Below are 23,894 nucleotides of genomic sequence, written 5' to 3'. Positions count from 1 at the left end.
TATATTTCAAATCTCTAGTTTAAAACTAAACGATGTTATTTGTATTATAAAAGTATATACAAGCTAATAGTTATATATTTGTAATATTTTGTTAATAATTTTTAAACATTTCAAATACTCACAGTGCTATAATCGCATTCTAGGCAGCTTAGCACTAAGCTGTTAGTTTTACTAAGTAATGGATATATTTATAAGGTAAGTGTAACCATTATCAAGGTGAATATCACCTATTCTTTTAGGAGGAATGACTGATGAAAAAAGGTATATTAGGAGTAATTATTGCTCTAGTTGTGATAGCGGGGCTTTTAGTAATGCCACTGATTGGCTCATACAACAATCTTGTGACTCTCTCAGAAAACGCTGATCAGCAATGGGCTAATGTGGAGACTGTGCTTCAAAGACGTTATGATTTGATTCCAAATCTAGTAGAATCTGTAAAGGGAGCTATGGCCCAAGAGCAAGAGGTGTTTGGACAAATAGCTGATGCAAGAGCTGCTATGGCTGGAGCATCTACTGTAGATGAGCAAGTAGAAGCCTCAAATCAGCTTGAAGGAGCCTTAGGAAGATTGTTAGTAGTTATGGAAAACTATCCTGAGCTTCGTTCTAACGAAAACGTTACTAGACTTATGGATGAGCTTGCAGGCACTGAAAATCGTATCAGTGTAGAAAGAGGAAGGTATAACGAAACAGTTGCTGACTACAACAGAAAAATCAAAAGATTTCCAACTGTAATAATAGCTGGAATGATGGGCTTTGACGAGCGTGCATACTTTGAAGCAGCTGATGGAGCGGAAACAGCACCAAAAGTTGATTTAACTAATCCATAAATTGGAGTGAGAAGCCTTGAATGAAATTGATTATAGAGCCATATATAAAAGTGATTTGTATAAAAAATTAGTATTAAGACTTCTAAGCCTGACAGCTGCTATACTTTTAGTTTTTACTAGTACTAGCTATGCTCAGATGCCCTCCCCTACTACAGAGTTTTATCATGCAGACTATGCAGGGTTATTAAGTGAGGATGTAAAAACCTTCATACGCTCAGTGAATTTAAACTATGAAGCACTGGAAGAAAAGCCTCAGGTAGTAGTAGCTACAGTCCCTGACATGGGAGGCCTAGATATAGAAACCTATGCTGTAGAGCTATTTGAAAAATGGAAAATAGGAGATTCCAAGCTCGATAACGGAGTCCTTATTGTTCTGGCTTTAGAAGAAAGAAAGATAAGAATCGAAGTAGGCTATGGACTAGAGGGCGCTATAACCGATGGAACCGTCGGGCAGATACTAGATAGAGCCACTCCATTTTTATCAGAGGGTGACTACAACAAAGGACTCCTTCAAATATTTTACGATGTAACTGATAGAGTCAATCTAGAATACGGATATGACAGCGAAAAAATATACACAAATATCGTCGAAAGACCAATAGCCGAGCCTATGTCAGATGATGATGACAGCAGTTTTTTATCTACTGGGATAATCCTTTTCATTCTCTTTTTAATTATAGTCGGTAACGGAGGCGGAAGAGGTGGAAGACGCAGATCCTACAGAAACTCAAGCCCATTTGGTGGTGGAGGTTTTGGAGGCTTTCCTGGTGGTTTTGGAGGAGGCGGCTCTGGCGGTGGTTTTGGTGGCGGAAGCTTCGGTGGTGGTGGAAGCTCCGGCGGCGGCGGAGGAAGCAGAGGTTTTTAAATGAAAAAGAAAAAAAGGCTATACCCCTTACTTTCATTGATGCTATTATTGCCTTTTCTACTTTATCATGGTAATAATGCCCTTGATATAACTACATTTGAAATACCCTATGATGAGTTATCAGGGCTTAGGATACTTCATCTTAGTGATTTGCACAATAAAAGCTTTGGAAAAAATCAAGAAAAAATTATTGAAAAAATAAATGAGATTAAACCAGATTTGATAGTATTTACAGGAGATTTAGTAGACGGCAGAAGAAAAGGCCATCAAAACGCCCTCACTCTTATGGATGCATTATCCAAAAACTATACTGTCTATAGAGTAAATGGAAACCATGATTTTGGTGATAACGGCTATGCTTTAAAGTCAAAGCTCGATGAGCTTCATATCGTCACACTAGAAAATGCTTGCGATACCTACTATTATAACGATATCCCTGTTCAGATAAAAGGAGTGGACGACCCTATATCCTATGACAGAGCAAGCAGAGAAACAGAATTTAAAAACAGCTTGGAAATCCTAGATGACATGGTATACAACATCTTGCTATCTCATAGACCTGAACATTTTAATGACTACGTAGAATCTGGCTATGACCTAGTTTTAACTGGACATGCCCACGGCGGTCAGCTAAGACTCCCTATGCTAGGTGGTGTAATAGCTCCACATCAAGGCATCCTGCCTGCTTACGATGCAGGTGCTTATACCTCAGGGCCAACTACAATGATAGTCAGTAGAGGACTTGGAAACAGTTTGTTTCCTTTTAGAATGTTCAACAATCCAGAGCTTGTAGTTATAGATTTTAAATAAGTGCATGCTTAAATTTAAAAAGCCTCACTCGTCCACATGCTACATTGTGTGAAGAGTGAGGCTTTCTTAATCATCTACATAAACAAATTGAGATAAAGATTTACTATCTCATCCCCATAAAGCGAAACTAAGAACGCAGCTATACATATATATGGTCCAAAAGGAATCTCCTGCCTAAGCCCTGTTTTCTTTCCAAATATTTTCATTATTACTATTATGATAAGAGCTACATAAAAGCTAAGTATACTCGTTAAAACAGTATCTCTAAATCCCATAAATATGCCTAGTGCTCCCATAAGCATGACATCCCCAAAGCCAAAGGCCTCCTTTTTATAAATCAGCTTTGCTACATAATAAATTGCAAAGTAAAAGCCAAATCCAAAGGCAAGTCCATAGACTCTAGTGAGTAATCCTGCTTTCATTCCTAAAATCGAAACTAATCCTACTACCGTAAATACAAGAAGTACCGCATCAGATATTATCATTTCATCGTAATCTATCATTGCTGTAATAAGTAGCATGGACCAAAGGCTGACATAAAATAAAAACTCCCATATAGAGCCTGAGCTGGCATAGGCAATATAAAATAATAGTCCTGTAACTAGCTCTATTATAGGATATCTCATAGATATCTTTGAACCGCAGTAGCGACATTTTGCTTTTAAAAATACCCAGCTAAGTACAGGAACCAAATCCTTTGCAGCTAATGTATGGTTGCAGCTACCACACATCGACCTGCCTTTTGCTATGCTTTTGTCTGCAGGTATCCTATATATCACAACATTATAAAAGCTCCCAAATATCAGTCCATATAAAAACACCAATATACCCATTGCCCCACCTCACATGTAGTAATTTCATATCCCAAATATCAATCTTTTTTTATCACCTCTATAATCGCTTTTTTAGTTGCTTCGTTAATTATTTCTATTTGTCTCTATTTCTACTTTTCTTCTTGCCAAAATTGTTCCAAGCTATTTTTGATTTCCAAAGGACTGCTTACTCTTTCAAAATCCAGCCACTCTCTAGGCATGAGATTCTGATAGCTAGCTTCTAAAAATCTATCATCAAGCAGAAGTATAAAGCCTTTATCCGATGAAGTCCTAATGACTCTGCCTGCGCTTTGCATTACTTTGTTCATGCCTTGATATCTATAGGCATAATCGAAGCCATTTTTCCCTTCGTTATTAAAATATTCCATAATCAAATCTAGCTCATATGAAATCCCTGGTAGTCCTACAGTTGCAATTATTGCTCCAGAAAGTCTATCTCCTTTTAAATCTATTCCTTCAGAAAAAGCTCCTCCCATAACTGCAAAGCCTACCATCACGTGAGTATTCTGGTCTACAAACCGCTTTAAAAAGTCTTCTCTTTGAAGCTCAGTAAAGCTTCTTTCTTGAACTATGCATTCAATCTCTTCGTAGGCTTTTGAAAACTCTTCATAAATTTGATTCATGTATTCATAGGAAGGAAAAAAAGCTATGTAATTCCCATTTTTAGAGCTTACTGCTGAGTGAATTCTCTGCACTACCCTATCAATAGAGCGCTGTCTATGGGAGTACCTAGTAGATACGCTTGAATCTATCATAACCTTTAGTCTCTCAGGATTAAAGGGACTGTCTAGCATAAGATATACTGCGTCCTCTAGCCCTCCCATCATACTTATATAGTAAGATGCTGGAATAAGAGTGGCAGAAAATGCAATAAGGCTAGTGCATCTGCTAAGTGCATCCTTTACAAGAGCTGAAGGATCTATGCAAAACAACTTGATTCTCAAATTTTTATCATACTGATATCCTATCATAGTGTATCTTTCATCATAAAGCTCAGCAATTCTTATAAATGCATGGGCTTCAAAATATAAACTCAGTAAATCCTGATAAAAAGCCTCTTCATTTGCATTTGGATACTCACTAAAATAATAATCTGAGTTTTCTATAAAGCCCCTTATTGCCTTTATTAAATTCTCTGGCAAAGCTTTTTGAGAAAACTCTGTCTTCGCTTGCTCTGGCTTAAGCTTTAAAAACCCTGCATTGATATGTCCTATTGATTTTAAAACATCAGAAAGCTCCTTAGGAATCATAGTATGGTCTTTAATTGCTGATTTTATAAGCTTTCTAAGGTCTAGAAAGGCTGTTTTTTCTATAGAAGCTGAAAACATATCTCTAGCTCTATCTATGAAATTATGAGATTCATCCATAAGAAATATATATTTTCCCATTTGCTCGGCAAAAAATCTTTTTAGGTAAACAGCAGGATCAAAGGCATAATTGTAATCCCCTATAATCACATCGCAAAAAAGCGAGATATCAAGGGCAAATTCAAAGGGGCATACCTTATGAGACTCACTGTAGCTGAGTATCACATCCCTAGTTATGATATCTTGAGTTTCCAAAATATCATAGATAGCCGAATTTATCCTGTCAAAATGCCCTCTTGCATAATCACAGGCATTTAAATCACAGCTTCCATAAGGACAGATTTTGTCCTTTGCAGTAAGGGCTATGGCTCTTACGCTTAGCCCTGCATCTTTTAAGAGCATCAAGGTATCCGATGCCGCCTCGCGATTTATGGTCTTTGAGGTAAGATAAAATATCTTTTCATTGTCTTCATATATTAAGCTTTTAAGTGCAGGATAAATGGTTGATATTGTTTTTCCTATGCCTGTAGGTGCTTTTACAAACAGTCTCTTTTTCTGACTGATAGCTCTATATACGTCATTTATCATTTTCTTTTGACCCTTTCTATATGAATCAAAAGGAAATTCTAAAGTAAGTATGCTTTTATCTCTTTCGTCCTTTAGCCTTTCAAGTAGCATGCAAAACAAGCTATAGCTATGCAGGATATGAGTCACATAGGTTTCTAGCTCTTCTCTTTCGTATTCATGCTCAAAGGTTTTTATATCCTCATCATGGAGGCTGTAATAGGTTACATTTGCACCTATATTATCTAGCTTGTTATCTAGAGCATAAATATAGGCATAGAATTTAGCCTGAGCCAAGTGAACCTCTTCCTCTTCACAATTGCTCAGGCTTTTAGCCGTGCTTTTGATTTCATCTATGATATAAAAACCCTCATCCAGCATCAAGCCATCAGCTCTCCCAGATATGCGAAAGTCTATATCGTTTACTTTGATATCCAGTCTAAGAGGTAGCTCTTTTTCAATGTATCTCCCCTTAATCTGCTGGAGCTGTTGATGTATCCTTATGCCTTCTTGCATTCTAGTTGGCGAAAAGCTACTGCTCGCTCCCAAATCTCCGCTTCTAAGCACAAACTCTACCAAAGAGCGCACAGAAATTTCAATTCTACTAGGCATACTATCCCACGCCCTATCCAATAAATACTGTATCGTCTATGATAAAAAGGTCCTCGCACTTTCTGTCTTCTTCTATTTCATACATATCCACTATTTTTAGAAAGCTCCCTGAAAATTTATCCTTGCTCTTAATTACCCCTATCACTAGGTATCTGTGGTTGAATAAATCGTAGAAATATTCCTTTGCCTCTATATCAGATACATCCTTTTCATACTCAAAAGAGAAGCTATCTCCTCTTGTGGATGCTATTTTAACCTTTTCATCGTCCTCTTCTATCTCATATACCGTCTCATCCTCAAATGCAAGCAGGCTCTTATCCCCAAGCTCCATTATCTTTGAAATATTGAGGGACTCCTTATCAATAGAGAAAATTTCTTCTTTGCCCTTTAGTCTTCTCTCATTAAAATCACGGCTTGATTTCAGGACATGCTCATGCTTGTTTTTCTTGTAGTAAAGCATGTTTGGTGTTTCTCCTACTATTCTGATTACGCCGTCCATAAATATGCTGTCTAGCACCTTGTACTCATAATATCTGCTACCTGATTTTACTAGGTTTAAAAAGTTTTGAAACGGCAATATCCTAAGGCTGTTCTTAAATACAAAATCCTCAGTCATCTCTTCTGGTATATCTATAGCAAGCTCTACATCATCTGATAAAAGAAGCTCTAGCTCCTCTTCCTCTGATAGATAGACCTCTTCAACTAGCAGGTATTTTACTTCCTTGCCTATTACTTCTCTTTTTCCAGCTGTGAGCTTAAATAACAGGTCGTGAATCTCATAAATTCTTCTTTCATCTACATCCACTAGGTAGACCTTGTCATACTGGTTGCTTTCAAAAGGCGTCTTGGCATCCGAAAGCGTAAATATAAAATAGCCCTCAGTCAATATCTCAAGTCCCTTATAAACATACTCATCCTTTGAAAAGCTAAAGTTAATTATGTCATCTTGGGTATCTGACTCAAGATTAAGCCTAAAGAAACTCAGTATCTGCTCTTTCTCTGCTTCAGATGATACACAGTAGTAGATATAATCCATATCCTTTATCGCTAGTACATCTTCATATGAGCCTGGCACCTCTATATCATACATGGACGGATTATTTGAATGCTCTCCAGTATCCACCCTTGTCAGCTTTTGCTCAGCTATATCATATCTGTATATACCTTCTGTCCACTGCTCCTCTAAAGTGCCCTGAACCTTTTCAAAATATATTCTATCTTCTAGAGACTTAACCGGTCTGTATGCAATTTTAGGCACATCCTGACCTTTTATTATCCCTTTCATATCTATAATTCTCAAATATTTGTCCTCCAATTAAACTTCATAATAAATCATCTCATTAGATTATGACATAACGCGGCTAATTTTTAAAGAAAGATTGGATAATTATCTCTCTCTTCTTTAAATAGTGTATAATAAAACTATCTATTTACAAAAAAGGTGATGAAAAATGAGTAGAAAAGAAAAGCTTGAAAAAATTAAGAAAAAGCTTACCAAACGAAGAATTTCTTTCATAATAATAGTTATGTTTATGGTTTACAGCTTGGCAATGTACGGCAATATTCAGCTTCAAAAAGATAAAAAGGATGAGGTTTCATATATTCCTTACACTCAGTTCCAGCAGATGATTGAAAAAAATCAAGTAGAATATGTATTTTTAAGCTCAAATAACAGCAATATGCAATTCCTCCCTACTTTAGAATATCTAAATTCTCAAAAGATAACTCCTGATGAGGATTACGAACTTCTGCTTGAGGACCTTGATAAAACCAAAGAAACTTCTGTGGATGCTAAAATACTCCCTAAAGATGGGAAATTTAAGTTCATAACAGAAAATCCTGCCTATCCAGAATTTCGCTCAGAGCTTCTTGCAAAGGGAATAAGAGTATTTAGCTTTAATCCTCCAAATGATTTGGTTTATTTTCTTTTATCCACCTTCCAGATTATGCTCCCAGTGGCTTTAATCATGGGCTTTTTAGTATTTTATCAGCGAGGCATGGACCCAAAAGAAAATGAAATCACAACCAAGGTGCCTGATACTAATTTTAGCAATATAGCAGGCTATAGCTCACTTAAAAACGATTCAAAATACATTTTGGACTTCTTAGAAAATCCAAAAAAATATAACGATATAGGGGCGCGGCTTCCTAATGGTGTAATATTTTACGGTCCTCCCGGTACAGGTAAAACTTTAATGGCAAAAGCCATAGCCGGAGAAGCTGGAGTTCCATTTTTCAAGGTTAACGGTTCAGACTTTGTGGAGCTATACGTAGGTCTGGGTGCTCGAAGAGTTAGAAAGCTTTACAAGACAGCTAGAAAAAATGCTCCCTGCATAGTATTTATAGACGAGATAGACTCAGTCGGTGGTGCTAGAGGTCAAAACAGAGGAACCTCTGAGGATGACAAAACTCTAACCGCACTGCTAAATGAGCTCGACGGTTTTAGTGGCAATGAAGCTGTAATTACTATAGCCGCTACTAATAGGCTTCAAGATTTAGACCCCGCACTTACTCGTCCAGGTAGATTTGACAGACAGCTTGCTGTTCCTCTTCCTGATAGAAATGAGCGTATGAGCATACTTGAGCTTTATGTAAAAAGTAAAAAAATATCTGAAAGTGTAATAATAGAAAACCTCGCAAAAAAAACCATAGGCTTTAGTCCTTCTGAGCTTGAAAATCTCATGAATGAGGCCGCTATAAAGGCTGTAATTAACGGTCATGAGGTAATAGAGCAAACTGATATCGATGAAGCCTACCTTAGAATCCTAATCAAGGGAGATAAAAAAGACAAGCCTTTGGAATCAGATAGCCAGCGTAAAATCGTAGCCTATCATGAGGCAGGTCATGCTATAGTTGGTCACCTTCTAGGACAGCCTGTACTAGAAGTCAGCATCATCCCTACTACTTCAGGAGCTGGAGGCTATACTCTAAATGAACCTAAAGAAGGCCTAGCTAGCAAAGCCGATATGAAAAATAGAGTAAAGATGCTCTATGGTGGAAGAGCTGCAGAGACTATCATTGCTAAGAGCGAAGACGATATAACAACTGGAGCAGTAAACGACATCGAGCAAGCCACTATGATTATATCCTCTATAATTAAATCTTGGGGAATGCACGATAGCGTTATAAATCTAGATGTGCTAGGCATGTCTAGACCAAACGATGACTATATAAAGGACGCTAAAGCCTTAGCCGAAGAGTTATTTAACGAAACTAAGCAGATGCTCACTAAAAACAGAGAGAAGCTTGACCTTATAGCAGAAACTCTCCTTGAGGTGTCAATAATAGATGGGGAGCACTTTATTAAAATAATGCACGAGAATAAAATAGAACATGAAAAAATCACAATAGAAGAAGAGACAATTGAATCTAATATCTCAGAAGCTTAAAATAGTAACCGTATACAATAGAGAACTTTTGTTTTACCCACAATTATACTATTAATAAAAGAGTCAGTACGAAGTCCCTCCACCTAATTTTTGTGGAGATATCATTCATACTGACTCTTTTTAAAATTTTATAATTTCATCATTTTATTTTAAACCCTTATCACTAACTTATAATATCTAGTTTGAATGTGACTTTCTTCCATGGCTATTTATTATTACAGCAAGCAGTACAAATATTGCCACTCCTGCCACATACCCTACTGGCATGAGATTTCCATCCAGATATCTGGCATATACTATTCCTGCTAGTGCCCAGATTCCCACAAATCCAAACGCCTTATCTTTTCTCATAGTTATGAAGAAGAGATTTACAAGCACAGCCACTGCTATTCCTATAGATACCCATAGAGCCTCAGGAAGATTAAACAGGTTCCAGTTCATATACTTAACAAAGGCAGCAAAGTTTGCTATTGTTGCAACTGAAATCCACCCTGTATATAGAGAAAACGGAAGTAAAAATCCTTTTTTCTCATCGTTGTAAAGATAGGCTTCTACTGTATATACTCTAAAGTAGATGAGATAAAGCACTATAAGCAACGCTATCATAGCTATCATGCTTAGTCCTATCATATCAAAAGCCCAGAAAAACAACCAAAGTCCGTTCAATATACAAGATACTATAAACCAGAGACCTATTTTTTCAGTTGCTTCTTTTCTAGCTCCATATCCGTTTTTCCCTAGCTGGTAAAGCACAAAATAGCCTAGCATAATATATATAACGCCCCAAATGGCAAAGGTTATGCCTGCTGGAGTAAATAGATTGCTGTATTTTGCTGATATTTCTTCAGTAGTAGCTTGACCGAATATATTTGTGTTTGCTAAGGCATTGGCTCCTATCATCAATAAATAAAATAATAAATTAAGGATTTTTAGACCTTTTTTCTCTCTGGAATAGTGCTGCATGTGATCCTCCTTGCAATTATTTGGAAAATTTCTTATATATTAAATATACTCTACCTTCTATTAATATGCAATAAAGAAGCCACACTTTTCTGATAACTATACCAGTTTAGTTTAGTATTTCACTTTCTTTCCTTCCTCTAGCTGAGCATCATTAGGATCTAGTATTATAAGGTCGCCCTCACTTAAGCTCTGAGTTATTTCGTAGTCAAAATCAGATTCATAGCCAGTTTCTACCTCTTGTTTTTTTAGGGTTTGCCCATCTATTTTCCATACGTATTTCTTGTCATCTATTTCAAAAACAGTCGTTTTCGGAAGGGCTATGACAGAATTTTTTCTCATAGTCTCTATAGTTAGGCTCAAATCATATCCTAAAAACAGCTTCTCCTCACTTTGAAAAGCCACATCTACCTCTACCCTTTGCTCCTCAAGTCCAAGTGGAGACTGCATTGTATTTGCATAGTCGCTTATTTTTACTATAGTTCCAGGATAATGCTTTTCTTCATTTCTAATTTTTTGAGTCACTGTGACATTTTGCCCTAGTTTTAGAGCAGCTGCATCTTGAACTAAAACATTTGCCCTAGCAACAGTTTGTGTTGCTGAGGAAAGCTCGATTATAGGAGTCATAGTGGATACAAAGGCTCCTGATTTTGCATTTGATTTTGTAATTACTCCACTAGCAGGTGCATAGATTTTTGTTTTAGCTAGCTTTTCATCGATTGTGCGTATCTGAGCCTGTAGAGCTTCTTTTTGGCCTGAATAGTAAGTGCTTGTTCCTGGCTTTTCTGCCGCTGATTCATATATGAGGGCTAGCTCGCTTTCTTTTAGCTTCACTTGATTTTTTGCATCGTGAAGAGCATTTTCAGCAGCTTCAAACTCCACCTTAGGTATAGCTCCACTGTCATAAAGCGCCTTTGCTCTTTCATAGCTCGTCTCTAGCCTTGCTATTTGGTCTTTTCCCATTGCTATAGCTATATTTAGACTCTCAACTTGAGAATCATAGACTGGAGATTTTGACATTGCCTGCTGACCACCTACGGATTTTAGCTGAGCGCTGAGCTGACTTTTCTGATTTTTTAAATCAACATCATCCATACTCGCAATAAGCTCTCCTGACTTCACATTCGCGCCTTGCTCTACTATGAAGGTGAGCTTTGCATCATATGGCGGGCTTATAGTATAGCTGTCCTCAGATACTACTATAGCATCCTCTTTGAAATCACTGATTAAATCAGCCTTTTCAACTTTAGTGGCTTTCACTTCTAATGGCTTTGTCATTGAGTAAACTGTATAACCTATAGCTAGCACTGCTATTATGCCTATTAGTATAAATTTAATGGATTTTTTCATAAGTCACCTCTTATTCATTGGATTTTAGAGCATCTACTATATTCAAATGCTTAATTTTTCTAGATGCCATGACCTGAGCCAGTACTATGGCAATAATAGTTACTACAAATGCTATAATTAAAGAGTTTAGGTCCAGCTTCACAGCTAGAGAAAACATATCCGTACTAGCTGATTTTCCCATGGCAGTTACAGCACTTTGTGATAATGGTATTCCAAACAGCATCGCAAATATAGCTATGAACCACTGCTCAAAAGTAACTATAGAAAGCACTTCCTTTTCACTCATACCTAGCACCATAAGTGAAGAAAGCTCTCGTTTTCTCTCCGATAGTATTATTACATAGGAATTGTAAATTATAGCCACTCCCATAACTATAGCTATAAGAGCTACATAATACATACTGCCCATAAAGCTTCCCATAAATTTCTTCAGCTTTTCAATCATTTCGTTCGTGTCATTTATGCCTGTAATTTTAGGGCTCTCTTCATAAATATCTTTTAGCACAGCCGCTGTATTTGGCTTTGCTCTTAATAAAACTGAATTTGCCGCAGGTGAGTAGCCTAAAACCGCGGATAGATACTCAATATCCATATAGCCGTTTATTCCTACATTTTGCTTTACAGTAGATATTACCCTCACGCTTTCCTTCTTATCCTTGTCTCTCATGTAAGGGCTTTCCATGGTGAGATAGTCTCCTGTTTTTACTCTTAGCTTGTCTGCTAGTCGTTCTGATAGGACTACTCCACCTTTATATATATTTACTGGATTTTTATCGTCATCTATAACTGTATATAAATTGCTATTTTCTTTTAGTCCTATAACTGATACAGGTTCTTTGATATGCTCATTTGTAAAAAAAACTGGAATCTCGAGCATTCCTTCTGCCCTGTAAACTTCTTTATGTCTAGTAAGTTCTGTTTCTACGCTCTCCAAAGCATTTAAATCAGACAAAGCTACCTTTACATCGTATTTTTCCACATCGTCATAACGCTCAAAAAGCATGGAATCGACTTGCCCCATAAAGGTCCACGGAATAACTGAAAGCGTAAAAGTAAAAGCTATCCCAACAAATACAAAAAAGCTTCTTGCTGGATTTCTAGATATATTTCTAAGAGCCATTTTGCCTTTTGTCGTCAAAGCCTTATATAATAGAGGTATTTTTTCAAATAGCGAGCGACTTCCAAGCACAGGCTCTTTCTCTCTCATAGCCTCACTAGGAGATAGAAGCAGAGCCTGAGTACTTCCTCTATAACCAGCAAATATAGCAAATACTACTGAAATGGCTATACTTCTAAACAAATAAGAAACTAATATCTGTCCCTCTAGGATAGGCATATTAAAAAACATCATGTAAAGAGACATAAGTGGCTGATAAAATATTAGGCCAAACAGTCCTCCAATTATACCTCCAAGTAGTCCTATCACTATGCAGTAGCTAGTGTAGTGCATCCTAATGCTAAGTGAAGAATATCCAAAGGCCTTTAATATTCCTATCTGTCCTCTTTGCTGCTCAACTATCCTTTTTATCATGATATACAAAATCATAGAGGAAACACTTAGAAATACTAGAGGAAGCATAGTTGATGAGACCTCAAGCTGTTTCATTTCATTTGTAAGAAGCAGATTGCTTTCTTGATCCTTCTTTTCTACTATAGATATAAATCCATAAGGTCTTAGCTCTCTTTCTATCGTTCTTTTTATATAGTCAAAATCTGCATCGTCCTTTATAGTAAACACTACATTAGTATAGTGCCCTTTTCCTGTTAATTTTTCTAAAGATGTAATATCCATAAATCCTACCCCAAATATAATAGGGTCTGGATAAATTTCTGATGAATTCCTAAGTGCATAGACATTTTCTGCGCTTCTTCCTATCGCACTGATAGTCAAGTCTACATTTTTTCCATAGGCGATAACTGGAATCTTGTCTCCTACCTTCAAATCATTTGCATCTGCAAACATAGGGTCAACTACAGTTTCCATATAGCCTGCTCTAGGAGATTTTCCTTCTTCTATTATATAGGTGCCTACAGATTTATTTGAGCTCACTAGCCTTAAGTACTTGGTTTCAGTCGAAAACGTCCCAAAATTATCAGCTATCCTTATATCCTCTCTTAGCCTTCCTTCAGCCTGGTCTATTCCTTCTATATCCTTGATATCAGCTATCTTGGATTTTGGCATAGTAAGCACAGTCACAAATCCATCAGGAAACTTGCTATCTGAGTAAAATTTATCTATAGAAAGCTCTAGAGTCTGCATTACCATAGCAAAAGCAGCGTACATCATCAGACCTATAGCTATTACCACTATAGCCGCTATATTAGCACCCTTATGCTCCATCAAATCCCTAAATAGCTTTTTGTATAGAGTCATAGCACTATCTCCTCTACAGGTATAGGATTTTTATTTACCTCTACCTTTTCAATCTTTCCATCCTTTATATACATAACCCTATCAGCTGTCTGAGCTATGGATGCATTGTGAGTGATAACTATAACTGTTTTTTCAAAGCTTCTGGAAAATTCCTTAAGTATGCGAATGACTTCTCTGCTAGAAACTGAATCAAGAGCTCCTGTAGGCTCATCACAAAGCAGGATTTCAGGATTCTTTGCAAGTGCCCTCGCTATAGCAACTCTTTGCTGCTGGCCACCTGATAGCTGAGATGGAAAATGGTCTTTTCTATCCAGTAGCCCTACTTTTTCAAGCATATCCTTTGAATCTAGCGGACTTGAGGAAATCTCTCTTGCAAGATCCACATTCTCAAGCGCAGTTAAATTTGGCATGAGGTTATAGAACTGAAATACAAATCCAACTGCATCTCTTCTATACTCAGTAAGAAGCTTCTTTCCCCCGTTGTGAATAGGCTTGCCTTTATAATACAACTCCCCTGAAGTAAGAGAGTCCATTCCTCCTACGATATTCAGTAATGTACTTTTTCCTGAACCAGATGGTCCAAGCAGAACGAGAAATTCACAGTCATAAATTTCAAAATCAATTTCTGACAGCGCCCTTATATCCACTTCTCCCATTTTATAAATCTTAGAGACATTTACACCCTTGATAAGCGTATTCATAGCCTCACCCCATTTCAAATTAATCCCTATCAATATATATGCTACTTAAATAAGCTGAAAACAATATATCCATAGTAATATTATTTAATTTTACTCTTCACCAGCATATGTGACTATATAGTCATATTATACTTTGTGCTTTAAGCCGTCAATATAAAATTATATATTTTAATATATTTACCCCTTTTCAAATAGGTTTATAACTATAAACAGAGGGTATGTAAAGTATATGGGATATTTTTCTAATTTATCTCATAATTAAGCTACAGGAGGTAACATTTATGGAAGTAATGAAAATTCAAGACCTGCGTTATCTACTTGAAAATGCCGAGCACCCTAGTGTAACAATTTACTTACCTACCATACCTGGAGACAAGGATACCAATAGAATCCTAATTAAGAATTCGATTTCAAAAGCTAGGGATGCAATTAAAGAAAAAGATTACGATGTAAGAGATATAGAGGAGAATTTGAAAGCCTTCACCCTGATGGGAGAAGATTTAAGTTTCTTGAATGCTCAAAAAGAAGGCCTAGCTGTATTTATAAACAAGCACGAGCTAAAAACCTACAGACTTCCTCATGCATTTGAAGAAACAGTTATTGCTGATAATATCTTCCATATCAAGCCACTGCTTCCAGTTCTTACAGAAAATATAGACTACTATATACTAGCTATCAGCAAAAATACCCTTGCGCTTTACAGTGCAAATAGATTTGAAATAAACCCTATAGACATCCCAGATATGCCAAAAAATATGGATGAGGCTCTTCAGTATGATATAGATGAATCTCATCTAGGCAGAAGACCTGCGAAGGTAAGTGGTGGAAGCCTAGGCGCTGCAACTCATGGCGAAAATATAGGAGATGAAACGGAAAAAGAATTTGTGCTAAGATATTGCCAGATAGTAGAAAAATATATATCAACATTTTTAAATAGCAAAAATAAAACCTTAGTTCTAGCTGGGGTTGATTATATTTCTTCTATATATAAGGAAGCTAGCTCATACAAGAATATAAGCGAGAAAACCATCTCAGGAAATCCTGAGACTATGACTACTTCTTCACTAAGAGACCAAGCATGGCATATAGTAAAGCCTCAGCTTCTCATTGATTCTGAAAAGGCTGTAGCTCACTATGGAAATCTTTCAAATACAGATAGAACTGTAGACTCCATCAGCCAAATAGTAAAAGCATCTCATGTGCAAAGAATAGATACTCTGTTCTTGTCAAAATCAGCTGAGCCTATTCCTGGAGTATATGACAAGGAAAACGATAGAGTAAACACTGACTACGCTGACCCTCATGAGGTTCAGGACCTCATAGGTATAAGCGTAAGACAGACCTTGCTTGCTGGTGGAAAGATTTATTATCTAGATCATGCTCATATGCCAGAGCATAAACCTATAGCAGCTATACTTCGCTATTAGATTTAATTGAATTGTAATTTTATTTATCAATCTGCATGATACAATTAAAATATTAGTAAAGCGCCAAAAGCACCCAGCTTTATGGCGCTTTTTTAAATTAATTTAATGCTTCTTCTATTTATGACGAAATACTTATATGAGCTAGAAATAGCAGATTGTTTTTTTACAAAAAGGAGGTAATTATTATAAAAAAGCTATTAACCCTTTCACTTATCATGACTCTAGCTATGGGAAGCTTAGCATTTTCAAATCCCATCACAGAAGATGAATACAGCTATCTAAGAGAAGTTCTATTATCTCTTAATGATACACAAGCTACTAATCCTATAGCTGAGGCTCCTGCTCAAAACGTAGTGCCTTACTATCAGACAGTGCTTGGAAATGAAAGACTTCTCAGTGAATACTCCCATCTAATAGATGGCAAACGTGTAGGTATAGTCACAAATCATACAGGCGTGAACTCAAAGCTAGAAAGAACTGTAGATGTGCTAAGTGCCTATCCAAAGATTAGCCTTACTTCCATCTACTCACCAGAACACGGCTTAGATGGCACTGTAGCCGCTGGCAAGTACGTAGAGTCATATACGGATGCAAAATTAAACCTTCCTGTATATAGCCTCTATGGCAAAACTAGAAAGCCTAGCCCTGAAATGCTTACTAATGTAGATGTCCTAGTATTTGATATGCAAGACATCGGCTCTAGAACCTATACTTATATGTCTACGCTTAATTACTGCATGATAGCAGCTAAAGAAAATAATAAAACCCTTATAGTACTCGACAGGCCTAATCCAGTAGGTGGACTTAATGTAGAAGGCTATGTGCTAGAAGATAAATACAAAACCTTTGTAGGCGTCGATAATATGCCTATGGCTCATGGCATGACTGCCGCAGAGCTAGCTCAGTTTTTCAACAGAAACATAGGCTGCAAGTTAGAAATAGTGCCTATGAAAAATTACACTAGAGCTATGGTATGGCAAGATACTGGGCTTCCGTTTGTACAGACCTCACCAAACATCCCGAATATAGAATCAGCTTTTGCCTACATGGCTACAGGCATAGGAGATGGAACTGGACTCGGTCAAGGCGATAAATTCACCTGGGTAGGTGGCAAGGGCTTTAATAGTCAGACTCTAGCAAACGCTCTAAATGCTTATAAGCTTCCAGGAATAGTATTTGTTCCAGAAGATAAAGGCGACAAAGGCGGAGTAAAGCTACAGGTAACTGATTACCATAGCTTCAATCCAGCAAAAACTGGAGTATATATTCTAGCAACTGCAAACCTTCAAAAGAAACTGACTGTTCCAGTAGAAAAAAATGGAGTTATACCTATGTTTGAAAAAAATATGGGTGGAAGTAGATTTGGACAGGACCTACTAAACAATAGAAGTCCCGACCAGATAGTAAAAAGCTATTCTAACGAAGTTGAAAACTTTAAAAATCTCAGAAAACAATATCTAATTTATAACTAAATTTAATATTTTATTAAACCGAGTAGTGCTGATTGTAAAATTGGCACTATTTTTTTCGAAAAAAGTTACAACTTGTATCCAATGAAGAATGTGCATTTCATGGGATTTGTAGGGAAATGTTGTAAATATTCTGTTACTTCTTTGTAACTTTTTTGCTCAAAAAGGTTGATAAACGGTTTTCTTTGCACTATAATAAACAAATACTTGGCTAAGCAATTTAGAAATAATAAAAAATAGAGGAGTGAAAGAATGAGAAAGCTTATCGTAGTTTTCGCTTTCATCCTAGCATTGTTAGGTTCAAATCTTACATATGCAGAAGTACAGGATGATAGCATCAAAAGTGACGACGCCCTAAAAACTTTCATGTCGAGCAAAAATTCTAAGCTTAGCGATCAGGCATTAAACAATCTTATGAAATCGATAAACAAGGCAAGTGCTAATTACAACGTAGATAAAGAGCTAATTGTCGCAGTAATGTGGCAAGAAAGTAATTTCAACCCAAGCCTTACTTACAACAGATGTATCGGCGCAATGCAAATCCATGTCAACACAGGAAAAGCATACGGCTATACTAGCGAAGACTTATACAACTCAGATATAAATATCGATTTTGGTACGCGTTATCTTAGCGGACATATTCAGTCATATGGTGGAGATGTGCTTAAAGCACTTAGCGCATACAACCAAGGTACAACTAGAGTAAACAAAGGAAACTACTCTACGAAATACCAAAGCCAAGTATCTGCAAAAATGGAAACCATAAAAACTTATGTTGCAACTTATGTAGCAAGTCACTAAAAATCGTGTAAAAAGTTTTTTGTTTTTAATTGATTGTTTTAATTTTTAAAGGGCAAAAAAAGACGCTGTGGATTCAGCGTCTTTTTTAATTTAAGCGTAAAATTCAGCACATATATAACAAATGTCCCTTTCTTACTTACACTACTCGAGCAAAAAGTCTATGATATTTTTAACCCTAATCCCAGAGTAGTCGTTAAAGACCGTTTTGTCCATGGTCAAAATATATTTTGGATAGTTATCTGAAATAGATTCTAGAGGTCTAAGTTCTCGCTCTCTCGTTTTCTCATCCATGATTGTAGCTGAAACTTGATAGTAGATTTTTTCTTTTGGTTTTGAGGCTACAAAATCAACTTCTAACGAGCCTATTTTTCCAATAGTCACCTCATAGCCCCGTCTTAATAGTTCTAGATAAACTATGTTTTCTAAAACATGACCATAATCTGTATTACGTAGGCCAATCAGTTTATTGCGGATACCTATATCTACGATGTAATACTTTTCTAGGGTTTTTAGAAACATCTTTCCTTTTAGATCATATCTGTTTGCCTTGTATATAATAAATGCGTTTTCAAGCATCTTCATATAATTATCAATCGTGTCACTCGTTGTTTTCCTTCCACTACTGGTGAGATAGTCACTTATTTTTTTAGTGGAGACGATACTGCCAATATTAGCAGCAATAAATTTCAAAATGCTTTCAAGAAGGGCTGCATCCCTAACTCCATTTCGCTCTATAACATCCTTCATAAGCACAGTATTATATATGCCTTCTAGGAAAGGACCAATCGTATCAGGATTATCTAATAGTTCAACTATAGTTGGAAGACCTCCGTACTCTAGGTATTGATTAAATTTCTCTTGAAGACTCATTTCTTTATCTGAGTCTAAGAACTCTAAATACTCTTTAAACGATAAAGGCTGCATTTTAATCTCAACGTACCTACCAGATAGCAATGTAGACAGTTCAGAAGACAAAAGATAGGCATTTGACCCAGTTATAAAGATGTCAACATTGGCATCGACAAAGAAAGAATTAATAACTCTTTCCCATGAGGATACCTGCTGGACTTCATCAAGAAGGATATAATGTCGTTTATTGGGGTCAAGAATGCGCTTATTAATATATTCATGTAGTTCCTTGTAATTGGTAATTTCATCAAACTCAAATGACTCAAAGTTCATCCGGATAATATGGTTTCTATCAACACCACTAGTAATCAAATGATTTTTAAAAAGTGAGAGTAGGGTTGATTTACCTGAACGCCTTAAACCCGTGATTACCTTAATTAATTTTTTATCCTTGAACTGAATGAGTTGATTAAGATAAAGGTCTCTATTTTTCAAAACGTCACCTCCTAAATAGAAGTATACCCACAAAAAAAAATATTATCAATATTTATTCGATTATAGTCGAAAAACTTTTAAAAAATTATTTTTTTAAGATTATAAAAGACGATGCATCAGCATCGTCTTTATTTATACCTCTAAATAATTATTTATAGTTCTTCTACTCGCTATATTCAGATGCTTCTTCTTCTCCTTTTAGCACCCTTAGTATTCCCATAGCAAGGGACTCCATTTCATTTTCTCCTGGCATTATCTCAACTGGAGCAATAAACTCTACTCTTTTTTTAATCAAAGCTGTAATTCTCTTAGAATAAGCGATTCCTCCTGTAAGTACAATAGCATCGACTTTACCTTCAACAACTGTCGAAAGATCGCCAATACCTTTTGCAACTTGATAAGCCATCGCTTCTAAAATAAGCTTTGCTTTTTCATCATTTCTTTCAATCATTTCATCAACTTCTCTTACATCAACTGTATTTAGATAAGCTTTAAGTCCGCCATTTCCTCTTAATTTTTTGTTCATAGTTTTTTTATCAAATTCCCCTGAGTAACATAAATCTATTAGCTCTTTACAGGGCACTCTTCCTGCACGTTCAGGCGAAAATGGGCCTTCGTCATCTGCTAAAATATCCACCATTCTTCCTTTTTCATGAACACTTACAGATATTCCTCCACCAAGATGGGCAACTACAAAATTCATATCAGAATATTTCTTGCCATTCATTTTAGCTACTTTCATAGCCATAGCTCTTGAATTCAAAGCATGACTTGTACTTGTTCTAGAAATTTCAGGCATTCCAGAAATTCTTGCCACATCGTTAAGCTCATCCACCCTGACAGAATCATATATATAAGCAGAAATATTTACCTCGTTTGCTATTTCATAAGCTATTAAAGCGCCTAAATTCGATGCATGTTCTATGACAGGATTAAACTTAAGTCTATCCACCATCGTTTCATTGACTTTATAGGCTCCAGATTTCACTTTCGGAACCATGCCCCCTCTTCCGACTACTGCAGATAAGCTTTTAATGTCATATCCTTTCTCAAGGAGAGAAGAAATTACTAGATTTTTTCTCATTTCAAATTGATCTTGTATTTTATCGTATTTCTCAATTTCCTCTGCAGAATGCTCCAAAGTATTACAAAAAATTTCTTTATCATTCTCATACAAAGCTAACTTTGTAGATGTTGAACCAGGGTTTATAGCTAAAATATTATACTTCATTATGACTCTCCTTTTTCGCAAAAGCAAGCAACAAGCCAAGAGCTATTGATAAAAATGCTGATACAATAACTCTATAATGTGATGGAAGTAAAAAAACTATTGTATGGGCAGGTATCCAAAAGAAAGGGCAGGTTTTAAGCCAACTAAATTCAACTAAAGAATTCCAATCATTCTTTTCAATAAGCTCTCTCATAGTAACTTTAACTTCTTTATTATCGCATTTGCTATCTATATACATATCTGTGAACCTGTGAAATACCATCATCATAGGGCCAAAAGTGACATTCATAATACTGCTTCCAAAAAAAGCCTGTGCCAAAATTGAACCATTAAAAGGCAATTTCCCTGATGCTTGAGCTGCTGCAGCTCCACCCATAAAAACTGTAAACACAAGAGTTACCATTAATCCAATAATTCCCCATACCAAGGCTTTATACATAAGGCCTTTCGGAGCAATCCACTCACCTTTTATAACTCTAATTCCCAGCATGTCTCCCATGCTTGCTAAGATAGCAAACTTTATAAATCCTCCTGCATAAGGGTGAGCATCAGTTACACTTATAAACAAAGCTCTAGAGGAAGGCACTACTAAAATAAGCACCCAAACCAATAAAGCTGCTATCCATACAAAATCACCTTTTTTCATCTTTCACCTCTTATAATAAATTCATTCCTACTTCAATTGCTTTTAAATTTACTTCTACAAATTGAGGCTTCACATTATCTCTAACTATCTTTTCCCAATTTATAGCTTCAAGCTCCATAGCTTTAATTATGCTTCCAAGCAAAATTACATTCATTACCTTTGAATTTCCAAGTTGCAGAGCATATTTTTGAGCATCTATAACTATAGTCGAAGCTCTACTTGAAATTTCATCTATTATTCCTTGAGAATACTCTTCTTTTCCTGAAAGAATAGGCATAGAGTCAATTTCATAATCATTTACAATTACTTTTCCATTTGGTTTTAAATATTTAAACCATCTCAAGGCTTCCATTTTTTCAAATGACACAAGTATATCTGCTCCTCCAATTTCTATCACTGGTGACTGAATCTCATCTCCATATCTAACCTGAGAGGATACAGAGCCTTCCCTTTGTGACATACCATGAATTTCGCTCATTTTCACATCATAGCCTGCTTCCATAAGTCCAGTAGTCAGTAATTTACTCGCAAGAATTGTGCCTTGGCCACCTACTCCTACCAACAAAATGCTCTTTACCATTTTATACTTCCACCTTTCCAATAGCTTTTACTGGGCATACTTGAAGACATACCTCGCATCCTACACAAGAATCTGGGCTTATGCTTGATTTCTTATTATCCTTGTCAAATGATATAGCTGGACACCCAGTTCTGATACACGCTTTACACCCAATGCATTTATCTGTATCTACTTTGCACTTACTCATAAAAACTCCCTCAAACTCTTTTTCATCTTCAATTGAAAGATTTTTAAGTATGCATGGCCATCTTGTGATAATTACTGAAGGCTCATCTAAGCTAAGTGCCCAATCAAGAGCATTTTTGACCGCAGTTAAATCATTAGGATCTATCACTACTACATTATCCATGCCAAATGCTCTTACTACCTTTTCTATATCAACTTCTTTAGTTTTTTTACCTTGTAAAGTATAGCCTGTTCCTGGATTTTCTTGATGTCCAGTCATTCCAGTAATTCTATTATCCAGTATTACATTGACAGTGTTGCTAGAATTATAAACTACATCCAAAAGCGAATTCATTCCTGTATGAAAGAATGTTGAATCTCCGAGCATTGAAACAACTCTAGTATTTGAGTTTTCTTTCATATTGAAAACTTGCTGTGCTCCGTGGCCCATGCTTAGGCTTGCTCCCATAGCTATGCACCAGTCTCCTACATTATATGGGTCAGCATGACCTAGACCATAGCAACCTATATCTCCTGACACTACAACATTTTTCTTCTTTTTTAGTTCTAAGAAGAAACCTCTATGAGGACATCCGGCACATAGTGTAGGTGGTCTTGGAACTACCTTGGCACTATCGTAATCTAAAGTATCATTTGTCTTGCCATAAACAGTATTTCTGATTACATCTGGAGTCATCTCTCCTGTATATGGAAAGAAATTATTTCCTAAGCAATCAAAGCCTAATATTCTAACTTGGTCCTCTATATAGGAATCATTTTCCTCAATAACATATATTTTTTCTACTTCACTGCAAAACTCTACTAGCTTTTCGTTAGGAAGAGGATTTGTAAAGCCCAATTTCAAATAAGAAACTGAATCCCCAAAAACTTCTTTTGCATATCTGTAGCAAGCTCCTGATGCAATTACTCCAATCTTTTTATTATTCCACTCAATAAAGTTAAGCTTTGTATTATTTGAATACTCCTGTAGCTTTGTCAGTCTTTCTTCTACTCTTTTTCTCATCCCGCCAACATTTGATGGTACTGGATATCTATTTAAATCCTTAGAATATTCCTTTATTCCTGCTTCTTGTCTATCACTACACTTAACTATGCTCTTTGAATGACATACTCTAGTAGTTACTCTAAGCATAACAGGAGTGTTATAATCTTCACTTATCTCAAAAGCCAGCTTCATCATATCTTTTGATTCTTGACTATCTGATGGCTCTAGCATAGGAATTTTTGCAAATTTTGCATAGTTTCTATTGTCTTGTTCATTTTGAGAAGAATGATAACCTGGTTCATCAGCAGAAATTAAAACCATCCCTCCATTTACTCCTGTATAGGAAAATGTAAACAATGGATCTGCTGCTACATTTACTCCCACATGCTTCATAGCGGCAAAAGTTCTTGCTCCAGCAAAAGATGCTCCTATCACTGCTTCTAGTGCGACTTTTTCATTTGGTGCCCATTCAGCTAAAATATCTTCTTTATATAATGCTGTATTTTCAAGTATTTCTGTACTTGGAGTTCCTGGATATGCAGATGCAAATTTCACTCCAGCTTCCCAGGCTCCACGAGCAATAGCTTCATTTCCTGTCAGTAATTTTTTCATATATCTCTACCTTTCCTTCCA

Annotated in this window: 19 protein-coding genes; 7 read left to right on the top strand and 12 right to left on the bottom strand. The window is 36.3% G+C overall.

Annotated elements, in window-relative coordinates:
- The first annotated feature begins 251 nt into the window (after positions 1 to 251).
- Genes CLOST_RS01280 through CLOST_RS01270 form a run of 3 tightly spaced genes read left to right on the top strand, consistent with a single transcriptional unit; the run spans position 252 to position 2,502 of the window.
- On the top strand, positions 252 to 827 hold the full coding sequence (locus CLOST_RS01280) for a LemA family protein (protein WP_013360446.1): 576 nt from the start codon (positions 252 to 254) through the stop codon (positions 825 to 827).
- 16 nt (positions 828 to 843) lie between these two features.
- Positions 844 to 1,692 carry a TPM domain-containing protein gene (locus CLOST_RS01275; protein ID WP_013360445.1) on the top strand — a complete coding sequence of 283 codons (849 nt, stop codon included), beginning with the start codon at positions 844 to 846 and terminating at the stop codon, positions 1,690 to 1,692.
- Positions 1,693 to 2,502, top strand: coding sequence for a metallophosphoesterase (locus CLOST_RS01270; protein WP_013360444.1), 810 nt, complete (start codon positions 1,693 to 1,695; stop codon positions 2,500 to 2,502). It abuts the gene before it with no gap.
- A gap of 74 nt (positions 2,503 to 2,576) precedes the next feature.
- Here CLOST_RS01270 and CLOST_RS01265 read toward each other — a convergent pair whose 3' ends face one another.
- The 3 genes from CLOST_RS01265 to CLOST_RS01255 all read right to left on the bottom strand — a co-directional run bounded on the left by CLOST_RS01265 (position 2,577) and on the right by CLOST_RS01255 (position 7,118).
- Entirely contained in the window at positions 2,577 to 3,335 is a 759-nt protein-coding gene (locus tag CLOST_RS01265) for a prepilin peptidase (RefSeq protein ID WP_013360443.1), read from the bottom strand.
- Positions 3,336 to 3,445: 110 nt separating this feature from the next.
- Positions 3,446 to 5,818 (bottom strand): helicase C-terminal domain-containing protein, encoded by a 2,373-nt coding sequence (locus CLOST_RS01260; protein ID WP_013360442.1) that lies wholly within the window; start codon positions 5,816 to 5,818, stop codon positions 3,446 to 3,448.
- Between the two features lie 13 nt (positions 5,819 to 5,831).
- Positions 5,832 to 7,118 carry a hypothetical protein gene (locus tag CLOST_RS01255; protein WP_013360441.1) on the bottom strand — a complete coding sequence of 429 codons (1,287 nt, stop codon included), beginning with the start codon at positions 7,116 to 7,118 and terminating at the stop codon, positions 5,832 to 5,834.
- Between the two features lie 151 nt (positions 7,119 to 7,269).
- Between CLOST_RS01255 and CLOST_RS01250 the strand changes: the two genes are divergently transcribed.
- Entirely contained in the window at positions 7,270 to 9,207 is a 1,938-nt protein-coding gene (locus tag CLOST_RS01250; protein ID WP_013360440.1) for an ATP-dependent metallopeptidase FtsH/Yme1/Tma family protein, read from the top strand.
- A gap of 177 nt (positions 9,208 to 9,384) precedes the next feature.
- On the opposite strand, the gene CLOST_RS01245 is transcribed toward CLOST_RS01250, so the two are convergent.
- From CLOST_RS01245 to CLOST_RS01230, 4 genes are all read right to left on the bottom strand, one after another.
- Positions 9,385 to 10,170, bottom strand: a complete 786-nt coding sequence (locus CLOST_RS01245) for a TspO/MBR family protein (protein WP_013360439.1) — start codon at positions 10,168 to 10,170, stop codon at positions 9,385 to 9,387.
- A 111-nt stretch (positions 10,171 to 10,281) separates the two neighbouring features.
- Complete coding sequence (locus CLOST_RS01240; protein ID WP_013360438.1) at positions 10,282 to 11,517, bottom strand: efflux RND transporter periplasmic adaptor subunit; 1,236 nt, start codon at positions 11,515 to 11,517, stop codon at positions 10,282 to 10,284.
- Positions 11,518 to 11,527: 10 nt separating this feature from the next.
- Positions 11,528 to 13,891: an ABC transporter permease gene (locus CLOST_RS01235; protein ID WP_013360437.1), complete on the bottom strand. Its 2,364-nt coding sequence runs from the start codon at positions 13,889 to 13,891 to the stop codon at positions 11,528 to 11,530.
- The gene (locus CLOST_RS01230; RefSeq protein ID WP_013360436.1) at positions 13,888 to 14,592 is read right to left on the bottom strand and encodes an ABC transporter ATP-binding protein; all 705 of its coding nucleotides are present in this window, start codon (positions 14,590 to 14,592) and stop codon (positions 13,888 to 13,890) included. Before CLOST_RS01230 ends, CLOST_RS01235 begins: the two co-directional genes overlap by 4 nt.
- Before the next feature lie 281 nt (positions 14,593 to 14,873).
- On the opposite strand from CLOST_RS01230, the gene CLOST_RS01225 reads away from it, so the two are divergent.
- From CLOST_RS01225 to CLOST_RS13370, 3 genes are all read left to right on the top strand, one after another.
- Positions 14,874 to 16,019 (top strand): baeRF7 domain-containing protein, encoded by a 1,146-nt coding sequence (locus CLOST_RS01225; protein ID WP_013360435.1) that lies wholly within the window; start codon positions 14,874 to 14,876, stop codon positions 16,017 to 16,019.
- Between the two features lie 215 nt (positions 16,020 to 16,234).
- Positions 16,235 to 17,491: a DUF1343 domain-containing protein gene (locus CLOST_RS01220; protein ID WP_013360434.1), complete on the top strand. Its 1,257-nt coding sequence runs from the start codon at positions 16,235 to 16,237 to the stop codon at positions 17,489 to 17,491.
- Between the two features lie 249 nt (positions 17,492 to 17,740).
- Positions 17,741 to 18,289: a lytic transglycosylase domain-containing protein gene (locus CLOST_RS13370; protein WP_013360433.1), complete on the top strand. Its 549-nt coding sequence runs from the start codon at positions 17,741 to 17,743 to the stop codon at positions 18,287 to 18,289.
- 141 nt (positions 18,290 to 18,430) lie between these two features.
- On the opposite strand, the gene CLOST_RS01210 is transcribed toward CLOST_RS13370, so the two are convergent.
- The 5 genes from CLOST_RS01210 to iorA all read right to left on the bottom strand — a co-directional run bounded on the left by CLOST_RS01210 (position 18,431) and on the right by iorA (position 23,873).
- On the bottom strand, positions 18,431 to 19,633 hold the full coding sequence (locus CLOST_RS01210; protein ID WP_013360432.1) for an ATP-binding protein: 1,203 nt from the start codon (positions 19,631 to 19,633) through the stop codon (positions 18,431 to 18,433).
- Between the two features lie 163 nt (positions 19,634 to 19,796).
- A complete protein-coding gene (gene buk / locus CLOST_RS01205; protein ID WP_013360431.1) occupies positions 19,797 to 20,864 on the bottom strand; it encodes a butyrate kinase in 1,068 nt (355 codons plus the stop codon).
- Positions 20,854 to 21,510 (bottom strand): hypothetical protein, encoded by a 657-nt coding sequence (locus tag CLOST_RS01200; RefSeq protein WP_013360430.1) that lies wholly within the window; start codon positions 21,508 to 21,510, stop codon positions 20,854 to 20,856. Before CLOST_RS01200 ends, buk begins: the two co-directional genes overlap by 11 nt.
- A 10-nt stretch (positions 21,511 to 21,520) precedes the next feature.
- Positions 21,521 to 22,090, bottom strand: a complete 570-nt coding sequence (locus tag CLOST_RS01195; RefSeq protein WP_013360429.1) for an indolepyruvate oxidoreductase subunit beta — start codon at positions 22,088 to 22,090, stop codon at positions 21,521 to 21,523.
- A 1-nt stretch (position 22,091) separates the two neighbouring features.
- Positions 22,092 to 23,873, bottom strand: coding sequence for an indolepyruvate ferredoxin oxidoreductase subunit alpha (gene iorA / locus CLOST_RS01190; RefSeq protein WP_013360428.1), 1,782 nt, complete (start codon positions 23,871 to 23,873; stop codon positions 22,092 to 22,094).
- Between the last annotated feature and the right edge of the window lie 21 nt (positions 23,874 to 23,894).

Origin of the sequence: Acetoanaerobium sticklandii (assembly GCF_000196455.1) — a bacterium.
Classification (GTDB): Bacteria; Bacillota; Clostridia; order Peptostreptococcales; family Filifactoraceae; genus Acetoanaerobium; species Acetoanaerobium sticklandii.
This window is presented reverse-complemented; position numbering and strand designations above follow the sequence as displayed.